Source organism: Pantoea sp. PA1 (assembly GCF_056856975.1).
In genome coordinates this window covers 880,758-893,206 of sequence record NZ_JBXGEE010000001.1, presented here as the reverse complement: position 1 = coordinate 893,206, position 12,449 = coordinate 880,758, and the positions used below count along the sequence as shown (strand labels likewise).

The 12,449-nt window shown below is 61.0% G+C and carries 11 protein-coding genes; 7 read left to right on the top strand and 4 right to left on the bottom strand.

Translation table 11 applies throughout. The annotated features are described in order from the left end of the window. Positions 1-7 precede the first annotated feature (7 nt). The 4 genes from AC1V0D_RS04435 to AC1V0D_RS04420 form a co-directional block, all read right to left on the bottom strand. Positions 8-796, bottom strand: coding sequence for an ABC transporter ATP-binding protein (locus AC1V0D_RS04435; protein WP_111208531.1), 789 nt, complete (start codon positions 794-796; stop codon positions 8-10). Between the two features lie 10 nt (positions 797-806). Next, positions 807-1,679: a nitrate ABC transporter permease gene (ntrB, locus tag AC1V0D_RS04430; RefSeq protein WP_009090596.1), complete on the bottom strand. Its 873-nt coding sequence runs from the start codon at positions 1,677-1,679 to the stop codon at positions 807-809. An 11-nt stretch (positions 1,680-1,690) separates the two neighbouring features. Next, entirely contained in the window at positions 1,691-2,941 is a 1,251-nt protein-coding gene (locus AC1V0D_RS04425) for a CmpA/NrtA family ABC transporter substrate-binding protein (protein ID WP_482907397.1), read from the bottom strand. Positions 2,942-3,203: 262 nt separating this feature from the next. Further along, positions 3,204-4,418: a nitrate- and nitrite sensing domain-containing protein gene (locus AC1V0D_RS04420; RefSeq protein ID WP_482907033.1), complete on the bottom strand. Its 1,215-nt coding sequence runs from the start codon at positions 4,416-4,418 to the stop codon at positions 3,204-3,206. Between the two features lie 487 nt (positions 4,419-4,905). Between AC1V0D_RS04420 and AC1V0D_RS04415 the strand changes: the two genes are divergently transcribed. The 7 genes from AC1V0D_RS04415 to AC1V0D_RS04385 all read left to right on the top strand — a co-directional run bounded on the left by AC1V0D_RS04415 (position 4,906) and on the right by AC1V0D_RS04385 (position 12,440). Then, complete coding sequence (locus AC1V0D_RS04415) at positions 4,906-5,397, top strand: hypothetical protein (protein WP_009090601.1); 492 nt, start codon at positions 4,906-4,908, stop codon at positions 5,395-5,397. Between the two features lie 85 nt (positions 5,398-5,482). Then, positions 5,483-6,700, top strand: a complete 1,218-nt coding sequence (gene icmH / locus AC1V0D_RS04410) for a type IVB secretion system protein IcmH/DotU (RefSeq protein ID WP_482907032.1) — start codon at positions 5,483-5,485, stop codon at positions 6,698-6,700. Continuing rightward, positions 6,700-8,814 (top strand): type VI secretion system membrane subunit TssM, encoded by a 2,115-nt coding sequence (tssM, locus tag AC1V0D_RS04405; RefSeq protein WP_009090605.1) that lies wholly within the window; start codon positions 6,700-6,702, stop codon positions 8,812-8,814. The genes icmH and tssM overlap by 1 nt, the downstream gene beginning before the upstream one ends. 13 nt (positions 8,815-8,827) lie before the next feature. Then, on the top strand, positions 8,828-9,526 hold the full coding sequence (gene tagF / locus AC1V0D_RS04400) for a type VI secretion system-associated protein TagF (protein WP_009090607.1): 699 nt from the start codon (positions 8,828-8,830) through the stop codon (positions 9,524-9,526). A 36-nt stretch (positions 9,527-9,562) separates the two neighbouring features. Next, positions 9,563-10,699, top strand: a complete 1,137-nt coding sequence (gene tagH, locus AC1V0D_RS04395; protein WP_009090609.1) for a type VI secretion system-associated FHA domain protein TagH — start codon at positions 9,563-9,565, stop codon at positions 10,697-10,699. After that, on the top strand, positions 10,696-11,472 hold the full coding sequence (locus AC1V0D_RS04390; protein WP_009090611.1) for a PP2C family protein-serine/threonine phosphatase: 777 nt from the start codon (positions 10,696-10,698) through the stop codon (positions 11,470-11,472). The genes tagH and AC1V0D_RS04390 overlap by 4 nt, the downstream gene beginning before the upstream one ends. Before the next feature lie 14 nt (positions 11,473-11,486). Continuing rightward, positions 11,487-12,440 (top strand): hypothetical protein, encoded by a 954-nt coding sequence (locus tag AC1V0D_RS04385; protein ID WP_111208525.1) that lies wholly within the window; start codon positions 11,487-11,489, stop codon positions 12,438-12,440. Positions 12,441-12,449: the final 9 nt, after the last annotated feature.

Genomic DNA, 12,449 nt, shown 5'->3' with positions numbered 1-12,449 from the left:
CTGCTCCCTATGCCGCCGTGGTCTGTTTTTCATAGAGGAAATGCAGCACCTTCTGGCGCAGCTGGTGATAGCGCGGCTCATCGGCCAGCGCCACCCTGGCGCGGGGACGCGGCAGATCGACGGTGAGGATCTCGCCAATCTGCGCGGCAGGGCCATTGGTCATCATCAGCACCCGATCGGAGAGCAGCACCGCCTCATCGACGTCATGGGTAATCAGCACGATGCTGGTGTTCAGCTCCTGCTGAATGCGCATCACGCTGTCCTGCAGATGGGCGCGGGTTAAGGCGTCCAGCGCGCCAAACGGCTCATCCAGCAGCAGCACGCGTGGCTTCATCGCCAGCGCCCGTGCAATGCCGACGCGCTGCTTCATGCCGCCGGAGATTTCGCCTGGCCGCTTGTGCATGGCGTGGCTCATCTGCACCCGATTCAGGTTGTGCTCGATCCAGTCGTGCATCTCCGCGCGGGTGAGACGCCCTTTAAACACCTGCTGCACCGCCAGCTCGACGTTCTGAAAGGCCGTCAGCCACGGCAGCAGCGAATGGTTCTGAAACACCACGGCGCGCTCCGGGCCGGGACCGGTAATCTCACGGTTGTCACAGAGCAGCACGCCGCTGCTGGGGCGGGTCAACCCGGCGATCAGGTTGAGCAGCGTCGATTTGCCGCAACCGGAGTGACCGATCAGGCTCAGGGTTTCACCTTCGTGGAGATCAAAACTGACGTTGTCGAGGGCCAGGAACTCGCCGCTGGCGGTGTTAAAACGCTGGCTCACCTGCTGAACGCGAATAATGTGTTTCATGCTCTTCCCCTTATTTTTCCCAGCTGAAGCGACGCACCAGCAGCATCAGCCCCTGCTCCAGCAGCAGGCCGACCACGCCGATAATCAGAATGGCGATCAGGATGTTGGCCACGTTGAGGTTGTTCCACTCGTTCCAGATCCAGAAGCCGATGCCCAGTCCGCCGGTCAGCATTTCAGCGGCGACGATCACCAGCCAGGCGATGCCGATAGAGAGGCGCACCCCGGTAAGGACAGCGGGCAGCACGGCGGGCAGCAGAATGCGGCGCATCACCGTCCATTCAGAGAGCTGTAACACCCGCGCCACGTTGAGGTAATCCTGCGGAATACGCTGCACGCCTTCGGCAGTGTTGATGATCATCGGCCAGATGGAACAGATGAAAATGGTCCAGCTGGCCGCCGGCTCGGCGCGCTGAAACAGCAGCAGGCCAATCGGCAGCCAGGCCAGTGGACTCACCGGGCGCAGCAGGGCGATAACCGGATTGCCCATCCGGGCGAGAAAGGTGAACCGTCCCAGCAGAAAGCCTGCCGGGATGCCCACCAGCGCGGCGAGGCCAAAGCCGATGGCGACGCGCTGCAGCGAGGCCAGCACGTTCCAGCCGATGCCCTGGTCGTTGGGGCCGTTGCTGTAGAACGGATCGGCGAACAGGGTCTGCGCGGCCTGCCAGGTCACGTAAGGCGACGGAAACGCCGGTTCCGCCAGCGCGGCGAGCTGCCACACCAGCAGGAGCAGCAGCAGGCCGCCCGCGGCCGGAATGGTGCGCTGCAGCAGAGGCCGCAGACGCGCCGGACGGGGCGCGATTTTTGGGGTGACCTGTAACGGGATCACGGTGGCACGACTCGGGGGGTTCACCGGCTGCGCCACGGCGCGCGCGTCAGTTTTCATAACAACCTCTCTTAACGTTTGATAGCGAAACTGGCGGCGTAGGCGGCAGGGTCACTGCCATTCCAGACTTTGCCGTCGATCAGGGTGCTGCTGCGCATCTCACTGCCGGGCACGGCAACCTGGCCCACCGCGCTGGCCGCCTCTTTATAGATATCGAGGCGGTTGATCTGGCGGGCCACCGCGAGGTAATCGGGATCGTGGGTGAGCAGGCCCCAGCGTTTCATCTGGGTCAGGAACCACATGCCGTCGGAGAGCCACGGAAAACTGACGTTGCCGTTGTCGAAAAAGCGCATCGGATGGGCGTCCTGCCACGTCTGGCCCAGACCGTTCTCATACTGGCCCAGCATCCGCCCCTGCAGCGTGTCGACGCGGGTGTTGATCCAGGCGCGTCCGGCCAGCACCTGCGCGGTTTCGCGGCGGTTATCGTCTGAGGCGTCGATCCAGCGCGCGGCGTCCAGCACGGCGGCGGTCAGTGCACGGGCGGTGTTGGGGTTCTCTTTCACCCACTGCGCGCGGGTGCCGAGCACTTTCTCCGGATGCTCCGGCCAGATCTGCTGGCTGGTGGCGGCGGTAAAGCCGATGCTGTCGCTGATGGCACGCTGGTTCCACGGCTCACCGACGCAGAAGCCACTCATGTTGCCGATCTTCATGTTCATCACCATCTGCGGCGGCGGCACAACCACGGTGCGGATATCCTCAAACGGATTAATTCCGGCACTGGCCAGCCAGTAGTAGAGCCACATCGCGTGGGTGCTGGTGGGAAAGGTGTGGGCGAAGGTCAGACTGCCTTTGGGGCGGCTGTCGACCGCCTTTTTCAGGCTCGCCAGATCGGTCACGCCCTGGCCCTTCAGCTGGTTCGACAGGGTAATGGCCTGGCCGTTATGGTTGAGCGTCATCAGGTTGGCCATGTCGTGCTGTGGCCCCGCCACGCCGAGCTGCAGCGCGTAGATCATGCCGTAGAGCACGTGCGCCGCATCCAGTTCACCGGAGGTCAGCTTGTCACGCACCGCCGCCCAGCTCGCCTCTTTGCTGACCTGCAGCGTCAGGCCATACTTTTTGTCGAAGCCTTTCACCGACGCCATCACCACCGGTGCACAGTCGGTCAGCGGAATAAACCCGACCCGCACCTGCGCTTTTTCCGGCGCGTCCGACCCGGCCGCCCAGACCGCATTGCGTAATCCCGGAATGATCCAGGCTGCGCCCAGCGCCGCGCCGGAAAGCAGTGCCTGACGTCGTGTCAGTGAAAATGACGGTTTGCTCATCATGTTGCCCCTGAACAGAAATAAAAAAAGGCGTCCTCCGACAGACCGAAGCCTGCGGATGGACGCCTTTATCCAAAGCACTGATCCCACCGCCATTGGCGGGCGCAATGCATACTCTCTGTAAGGTTAAAGCAAAGGGTGTGCCAGTTTTTTCAACGCCGTCAATGGCGGTTCACCGGCCTCCCTCTGCTGAAAATCTGACCGTTTTTGCACGTTTGTGACGCAGGTTGCGCACGGCGGTTGTGCAGCTACCTCTTCCGGGTTAGCTGCGCAGCGTCGCGGCGACCGCCAGCACCGCCTGCGCGATCTCCACGATCCGCCTGTTCTGATTCATGGCACTTTTGCGCAGCGCCTGCCAGGCGGCCTCTTCGCTGAACCCCTGCTGCTGCATCAGCCAGTGTTTGGCCTGATCGACCACCCGCCGCTCGTCGAGGGAGGCACGCATCGATGCCAGCTCATCCGCCTGCTGCTGCAGACGCTGCGACTGCTCGCTAATCAGCGACAGCACCGAGCGCCCGAGCTGGGGTGCCAGTCCGTCACTGTCGAGCGCCGCCGCGCCGGGCAGCCAGTCAGCGCCGGAAACATAGAGCGCAAAGGTGCTCTCCCCCTGGACAACCTGCCCTGTCGCCTGCTGCTGCGCCTGATCGATGGCCGTGCGACAGCGCTGCATCAGCGTGGCCGTCAGGGCATCCTCCAGCGTTTTCATCTGATCCAGCCGCTCTGAGAGCAGAGAAAACCAGTGCAGTGCACCGTTCTCCTCACAGGGGCCACCGGTGCAGGCGATACGCCGCAGACGTTCGATGTCCCGGCTGGCCTGGGCCAGCGGCTGCCAGCGTTCACAGGCGGTGCTGTCGGCAAACTGCCGGAAGGTGGTAAAACTCTGCTCCTGCGCCGCAATCAGCGCCACCATCTGGCTGCGCTGCCCGTCGGTGAACTGTCGCGCCGCAAAACCGGCGGAACCGATAGCCCGCTCCTGCCCGGCCAGCTCTTTGCCCTGCATAAAACTGAACAGGGCGATCAGCGCGCGGGAGATGTCGGGATGGCTGGCGGTGTCGGCCGCTTCAAACACCAGATTCAGTAAGGTGCGGATCACCTGATTAAAGGCGGCCATTGCGGCGGCCTGCTCACGTTCACGCAGGCTGATCTGCTGACGCAGCGCGGGTAACCCCTCCAGCGCCTGCAGGGCGGTGGCAATCAGGTTGCAGAAGCGGCTGAAGCCAGGCTGGGCCACGGCGGGCGGAAGGGCCTGATAAAAGTGCTGCAGCGCCTCACTCACCGCCTGCTGACGGGCGCCACGCTCTGCGCTGAACAGCGCACCGTCCGAGCAGAGCCAGAGGTTAGTGGCGCCGCGTTCCCGCTGCAGCCGATGAACCAGTTCGCTGACGGCGGCCATCAGCTCGCCGGTCTGAAGCAGCCGCTGCAGGCTGGCGATATCGCTCTCACGTGAAGCCTGCAGCCAGGCCAGGGCGTCAGCCATTTTTCATCTCTCCGCGCCGTAAAATCCTTCTGAAGCAAAAGGCGTGCCGCTTTCCGAAAAAAAGCGGCATAAACCGCCCCGGAAATTCTGATTTTGAAAAGATTCTTATCCTGCGCCAGGAAAATTTTCCGGCAACTAAAGGTTAGTGATACTTAATAGTTTCCCATCGAACCCATTGCGTGTCAGAATGGGAAGCCACGTTATCAATCAGTTTGTCTGTGCGATCATTCAGTTCGCTTTAACTATCACTTTATTCGCGGCTTTTTTCAGGGCGTATCACGCCCCGGAACCGCCCGCTATCACGCATCGGCAGCAGGCGCAATGGTTTGAAATCTCAAAAGTCTTAGGTAGACTAAACGCGTTACTATCCCGATGTAATCTGACCGTTTTTTAACAAACAGACTTTCAGCACGATGCGGCGCCTGAATCAGCGTTTTCTGCATCGGGCCTGGCAATATGCAGATACTTTGATGAGATCACGAGGAACATGGTGAAAAAGAGTCTTGCGTTAACGCTGCTGGCGGTACTTACCCTGGCAGGCTGTAAGGCCCCGCCGCCGCCCGTCACTGACGATACGCTGGTCACCAGCGAAATTAACGGCGTCAAACTGGTCCATCGACACGCTGTCGCGGCACCCACTGCCTTTGAGCCGGTCAATCAGACCTGGCGTGCGCTTTATGGCGCCTCCGTGATGACCTCACCCGACTACGGCGGCAAGGTGGTTCGCTATCTCGAAACGGGTAAACCGTTTGAAGTATTAGGCAATGTAGAACACAGCTGGCTGGCGATTGCTGACCAGGCTGATGGCCCGTTAATCGGTTACGTCCCATTGAAAGCGGGCGTGGAGAGCAGTCGTTACGACGCCACCGTGCAGAGCGATCGCCCCCGTCCCCGCAAAGCGAAACAGGTCTGTGTGGCCGTCGGCGGCGCCAGCAAAGCCTGCCGCACTAACGATACCGCGACCTGGATCTTAGACTGACTATGAAATCCGGCGCATATTGCCCGCAGCACCGTCCCGTGCTGCGGGCACAGGCATTTGCCATTAGCTGGAAGATCACACTGTAATGACTGTGGAATCCCCTGCGCGTGAGGCGTCCCCCTCAGGCAATGAGAATCTGTTACTTCAGGCTGCAGCCCCCCTGCTGAACGCGGTGGTGCAGATTCGTCAGGCAGCCACCCATGACGACCCTGCCGGGCTGCGTCAGTCTCTGATCGATGAAATCCGCCAGTTCGAACAGCGCTGTAAACAGGCCGGACTGCCGTTTGAGATGATTATCGGCGCGCGTTACTGCATCTGCAGCGCGCTGGATGAAGCGGCAGCCCAGACCCCCTGGGGCACCCGCGGCGTCTGGTCGGGCAACGGCATGCTGGTCACCTTTCATAATGAAAGCTGGGGCGGCGAGAAAGTTTTTCAGCTGCTGTCACGCATTTCGCAGAGCCCGCAACAGCACCTCTGGCTGCTGGAGGTGGTTCACTACTGCCTGCTGCTGGGCTATGAGGGGCGCTATCGCGGCAGCGAAAATGGCCGAACCCAGTGCGACGGCATCCGTAAACGCCTGAAAACCCTTATAGATGAAACCCGCGCGCAGCGCGAATCCCCGCAACCGCCGCTGGTGGAGGTGCATCCGCTGGTGAGCACCCTCGCCCGCCCGATGGTGCCGCTCTGGGCGTGCGCCATGCTGGTCGCGCTGGTCGGCTGCCTGATCTACAGTGGCCTGAACTGGCGACTCGGCAATGCGGCGGAGCCGCTGCTGCGCACCATTTATCAGACGCCGCTGCCGCAGATCACCGCCGGACGCCGCCCCTCTTCGCCGCAGGCGCTGCTCGATCTGCGTCAGCGCCTGAACGATGTCATCGCGGCCGGTCAGCTCGAAGTGAGCGACGGCGCGTTTGGCAGTAAAGTGATTATCCCGGCGGATAAACTGTTTGCCCAGCAGGGCACGGTCATCAATCCGGTAGGCCGGGCGCTGCTGGCGCGTGTTTCAACCGCGATGAATGATGTGAAAGGCACCATTCTGGTGTCGGTGTTCACCGACGATCATCCGGTGGATAACAGCCGCTTTGCCTCCAGCTACGAGTTCTCCTTTGCCCGCGCCCGCGCCATCACCCAGCTTCTGCAGGTGCAGCTGGCTGACGGCCATACGGTTCGCTCTGAAGGCCGCGGCGACAGCGACCCGCTGCTGCCCAACGACAGCAGCGAAAACCGGACCCGCAACCGCCGCGTAGAGATCACCCTTTTTGCCGCGCCTGAAACGCTCAGTAATCACCAGGGAGCCCGATAATGCGCGCCTCACTTCGTCTGTTGTTAACCCACCGCCTGCTGTGGAGTTTTATCGGCGTCACGGCGCTGAGCTGCCTGGTCTGGATGCTGGGGCCGTTCTGGACATGGGATGAGTCACGTCCTCTGGAACCGGCGCTGCCCCGCCAGCTCACCGTCGGCGCACTCTTTTTTCTCTGGATCCTGTTCCAGCTGATCCCGTCACTCTATCGCGCCTGGTTTAACAGCCGCCTGCTGACCCAGCTCCAGCTGGCCGACAATGAAGATCCGGCCGAGCGTCAGATGACCGAAGAGCGGCTCAATCAGCGCTTCAGTGAAGCCGTGATGCAGCTGAAACGCACGCAGTTTGGCCGCCGCCACAGTGGCGGCTGGCTGGCGCGCGTCAACGCCAGCTACCTCTATCAGCTTCCCTGGTATCTGGTGATGGGTGCCCCCGGTGCCGGTAAGACCACCGCGCTGCTGAATGCGGGGCTGGACTTTCCGCTGACCGACACGCTGGGGAAAAATGCCATTCGCGGCGTCGGCGGCACCCGCAACTGTGACTGGTGGTTTACCGACAGCGCTGTGCTGATTGATACCGCCGGTCGCTATGCGCTGCAGGAGAGCCAGCGCGTGCGCGACGCCGCGGAGTGGCACAGTTTTATCAATCTGCTCAAACGCTACCGCACCCGTCAGCCGATTAACGGCGTCATCATGACCATCAGCGTCGCCGACCTGCTGAGTGACTCAGCCGAGGCACGTTTCGCTCAGGCGAGTGCCCTGCGTGAGCGCATGGCGGAACTGCATCAGCAGACCGGCATTCATTTCCCGGTCTATGTGATGGTGACCAAAACCGACCTGCTGAAAGGCTTTATGAGCTATTTTGGCTCGATGGATAAGGCGCGGCGTGACGCCATCTGGGGCTTCACGTTTAACCGTGAACCGGGCAAATCGCCAAAGAGTGACTGGCATCACCACTTTGGTCAGCAGTTTCAGCGGCTGGAGCAGCAGCTTCAGCAGCAGCTGGCGGATCAGATGACCCAGGAGCGCGACCTGAACCAGCGCGCGGAGTGTTTCCTCTTCCCGCAGGAGTTCGCTTCACTGCGTCCGCTGCTGAACGAATATCTGGATATCGTCTTTTCTGACCATCAGGATGCGGTGGCCTGGAGTCCGCGTGGCCTCTTCTTCACCAGCGGCACCCAGGAGGGGCTGCCCTTTGATCGGGTGATGGGTGAACTGAGCCGTAAGCTGCAGTTGCGCCAGGCGGGCGATCACTCCATCGCGGCGTGGGACAGCGTTAACCGCAGCCGCCCCATCCCCGGCAACAAAGGGCAGAGCTTCTTTATCCGCGATCTGCTGAGCGATCTGATTTTTAAAGAGAGCGGCCTGGCGGGCAGCAATCGCCGCTGGGAGTACCGCAATCAGCTGTTCCACTGGATTGGCTACGGTGTGCTGGCGGGCGCGCTGTTGATCGCCTCCAGCCTGTGGTGCCTCAGCTACTATCAGAATCAGCACTATCTGCAGGAGGTGGCGGCACGGGTGCCGGCCATCCGGTCGCAGAGTCAGCAGGTCATTCATCAGCCTGCAGATAATATTTTTGATCTGCTACCCTTTCTGAATAACCTGGTGAAGCTGCCGCTCTCGCCGCGTTTTTCTCTCGATAATCCACCGCTTACTATGCGGGCGGGCTTATATCGCGGGAGTCAGGTGAGCGATGCGGCTTGGGTGCTGTATCAGAATGCACTCAAGTCGCTGCTGCTGCCGCGCGTGGCCCAGCAGATCACCAATATCCTGCGCAACGATCCGGGTGACGATAACGCCTACAGTCGCAATGCGCTGCGCGCTTATCAGATGCTCTATCAGCCGCGTAATTATGATGGCGAATTTTTACGGGCCTGGCTGCTGCAGAACTTACAGCGCTCGCTGCCCGATTCGGTCAGCGCCCGCGACCTTCAGCAGCTCGACTGGCATCTGAGCCAGCTGCTGGATCAGCAGATTCAGTCGTCGCCCTATGCCCGCGACAACGCCCTGATGATGCGTAAATTGGCGGAAAATCTGAACATTGCGGGCCAGTCGGGCCCGGTGCTGGCGGCGACGCCCCGGCACGCTGCCCCGCAATTTTCCTCGCATAGCGAGTAATGGTGAGGTAAACATGGCTGCTTACACGGCCCCCGGCTGGTATGGCAAGCTGCCGTCGACCGGTGACTTTCTGCACCATCGACTGAGCGAACAGCAGATTAGTCCCTGGAATCACTGGTTTCAGCAGGGACTGATGCACTGGCATCAGCAGGCGTATGCGATCAGCGCGAATTTTCTCCACGCGCCGGTGTGGAACTTTGTTCTGCCGGTGACGGCCACCCGGCCACAGATACAGATGGGCTGCCTGCTGCCCTCCTGTGACCGCGTCGGACGCGCCTGGCCGCTGCTGGCCCTGCACAGTTTTCCGCTGGCGCAGTGGCATCCGGCGCAGCTGCGGATCTCCGGTGACTGGTTTCAGGATCTGGGCGCCACGCTGTTACGGGCGGTGCAGACGCCGCTGAACGGCGAGCAGCTGGAGCAGGCGATTCAGGCGCTGCCCCCGCTGCTGGTGCCCGCCCGCAAGCCGTCTGAAATCATGGATGTGATCGGTTTTCAGGACCTGCCCTGCACGCTGAGCTGGCGTGAAGTGGCGGAACGCTTCGATCCGCAGCAGCATATGAGCTACTGGTGGAGTAATCGCAGTGACGGGTTTGTGCATGCGACCCACAAGCATAGCGGCAACCTCACCGCGCAACTGTTTTCGTTACTGTTCAACCCGGCGGCAGGTTCACAGCCGGGACGTAATGGCCTCTATCCGCCAATGTTCGAATGAGGCCGGATGCGTTTGCCGTTTAATCTGGGATAACTCATGCAATTTACCATTGTGCAGTGCACTACGGATGTTCCGGTCAAAAGCGTCGCGTTTCAGCCGCCTGGCGGCACCATTGGCCGCAGTCAGGATAATGATCTGGTGCTGCCCGATGAGACGCGCGCCATTTCGCGTCTGCAGGCGCTGGTTCATCTGTCGCAGGAGGGCGAGTGTCGCCTGACCAATCAGGGCAGCGTGACGCCAGTGGAGCACAACGGCATTACCCTGGGACGCGGCATGCAGGTGCTGCTGAAACATGGCGATGCGCTGCGGATCGGCGACTATGCGCTGGAAGTGCGCGACCCTGCCTGCCACGCCGCCCAGAGCGATCCGCTGGCGCTGTTTGCCGGTGACAGTGCACAGCCCGCCAATCCGCTCGGCATTCACGAACATCACGACATTGAGGCGCGGCTGCTAGTCAGCGAGGCGGCGCCCGCCCGCCACGAACGCCACAGCGATGCGCGGCTGGCCATCGACCCGCAGGCGAGTGAGCCACGCCGCACGCTGACAGCCCAGCCGGTGGATCAGGATCGGCTCATCGCCGCGCTGCTGGACGGTATGGGGCTGAGCAACGGGCACGCCACGCCGATTGATGAAGAGCAGATGCGGATTACGGGCCGGATGCTGAGCCTCTTCTCGCAGGGCACGGTCGCGCTGCTCTCCTCACGCTCCATTCTCAAGCGCGGCGTGAAGGCAGACATGACGATGATCCTCAACGAGGCCAACAACCCGTTTAAGATCCTGCCCTCCGGGAAGACCGTGCTGATGCAGATGTATCAGAGCCAGATGCCGGGCTTTATGCCGCCGGAACAGGCGGTGCGCGATGCGCTGGTCGATCTGCAGGCCCACCAGCTGGGCATGATTGCCGGCATCCGCGCCATCATCGCCGCGATGCTGCAATCCTTTAATCCGCAGCGGCTGGAGGAGCAGGCGCGCGCCGACGGTGTGGTCTCTAAACTGCCCTTCTCCACCGTGAAGAAAGCGGCGCTGTGGGACTACTTTACCCGTAACTATCAGCGCACCGCCGGGGAGATCGAGGATGATTTCCATACGCTGTTTGGCGAAGCGTTTCTTCATGCTTATGACATGGAAGTTAACCAGTATAAGGATTCTCAGACGCGGGTAGATGAAGCATGAAGATTGTGTTTGCCAGTCGCTGCCAGCAGGGACTCCGCGATGAGAATCAGGATCGCACCGGCGCTGAACTGGATGACCATAAAGCCTGTTTTGTGGTGTGCGATGGCGTCGCCGGTCTGCCGGGCGGCGAGATGGCGGCTCAGCTGGTGCGCGACACCCTGCTGAGTCAGTTGCAGGCGTACGACGCCTTTACCCCGGAAATCACCCATCAGGCGATTGAGCAGTGCCGTCTGGCGCTGCATGAGGCACAGGGTAAAAATCCGAAATTTTCACGCATGAGCACCACGCTGGCGGCCCTGTTTATAGACCGCAAAAAACAGCGTGCATGGTGGGCCCATGCGGGTGACAGCCGGGTTTACCACTTCCGCCGGGGGGTGCTCAACGAGGTGACCCGTGACCACAGTCTGGCGCAGCAGCTGAAAGAAGCAGGCTATGAAAATACCGGCATTAACAGTAATTTACTTTATAATGCGCTCGGCGCTGAGCCGCCTCGCTTAGTGAGCTTTTCACAGGAGATGGCGCTGGAGGATGGTGACGCCTTTCTGGTCTGTACCGACGGCTTCTGGCTGAATCTGACCACCGGCGAAATGGAACAGGCGCTGCGCATGGTGAATGCCTGCGAAGAGTGGCTGGCGCTGATGGAGCAGGCGGTCAGCCGCAACGTTAAAAAAGATAATCTCAGCGCACTGGCGGTCTGGATTGGTGAGCCGGAAGAGGCCACGCTGCTCTATTCACTGGCTGATTCGGCGCGCTTTCTGCCGCCTCGTTTTTGATTCCAAGGATCCTTATGAAACTGTGGTTGCCCGGCATCATCACTCTGCTGATGGCCTTTCACGCCCAGGCTGAAAATTATCGTGTGGTCTACTCCCCCAGCCTGGAGCTGGAGGTTTATATCGATGATGTGGTCAGCAAAGCGCCTGACGACTGGTGTAAAGAGACGCTGCCGCTGCGCATCGTCTCTGGCAAGAGTAAGGATTCGGCGGTGCTGACTACCTTTTTGCCGCGCGTCGGCACCCTGCTCGCCAACCAGTGCGGCCTGCTGGATGTGCTGCCCTGGCAGATGACCAGTAAAGAGGGAAGCGTGCTGGCCAGCGGCAGTGCCAGCAAGCTGCAGAACTGGCGGCCTATCGTGATGGCTGATGCCACCGCCAGCGCCAGTGAGAGCAACGCCGCGCCGCTGGACCTGTCGCGGCCGGCTGACAGCACGCCGCTGCAACACTTTGATCTGCCCAGCGGCTGTCATTTTCGTACTGCCTGGGATGAACATGCTCACACCCTGTTTATCCCGGACGTCAGCAAGCAGCAGTGCTCGCCGGATGGCTGGGCAGAAGGCAAAAGTGAGATGACGCTGGTTACACCGGATCAGAAGACGCCAGTCGCCGTCACCTTCTATCAGGGCTATCCCATCGCCAACCTGACGATCCCGGACAGCCGGCTGGAAGTGATTGCCGCCAATAATCAGCGCATGATCGTGACCCGGGCGGATGCCGCAGAGAGCTGGCTGGTGCTGCCCTTTGATGACCAGCATCACGTCTGGCGCTTCAACGGGGCCCTGTTAATCAAAATGGATAAGAATGCTGCGCAGCAGAGTGCTGACGCTGTGAAATCGCGGGTCGATACCTTGCGCAGCCAGTGGGCGCCCTATTTCATGCCACAGCAAAAAGTGAATGTGTTACTCATCGACACCCTGCACGCGGATCTGGTTGATCCTGCCATTGGTGCCTGGCGTAACATCAATTAATTACCGCGC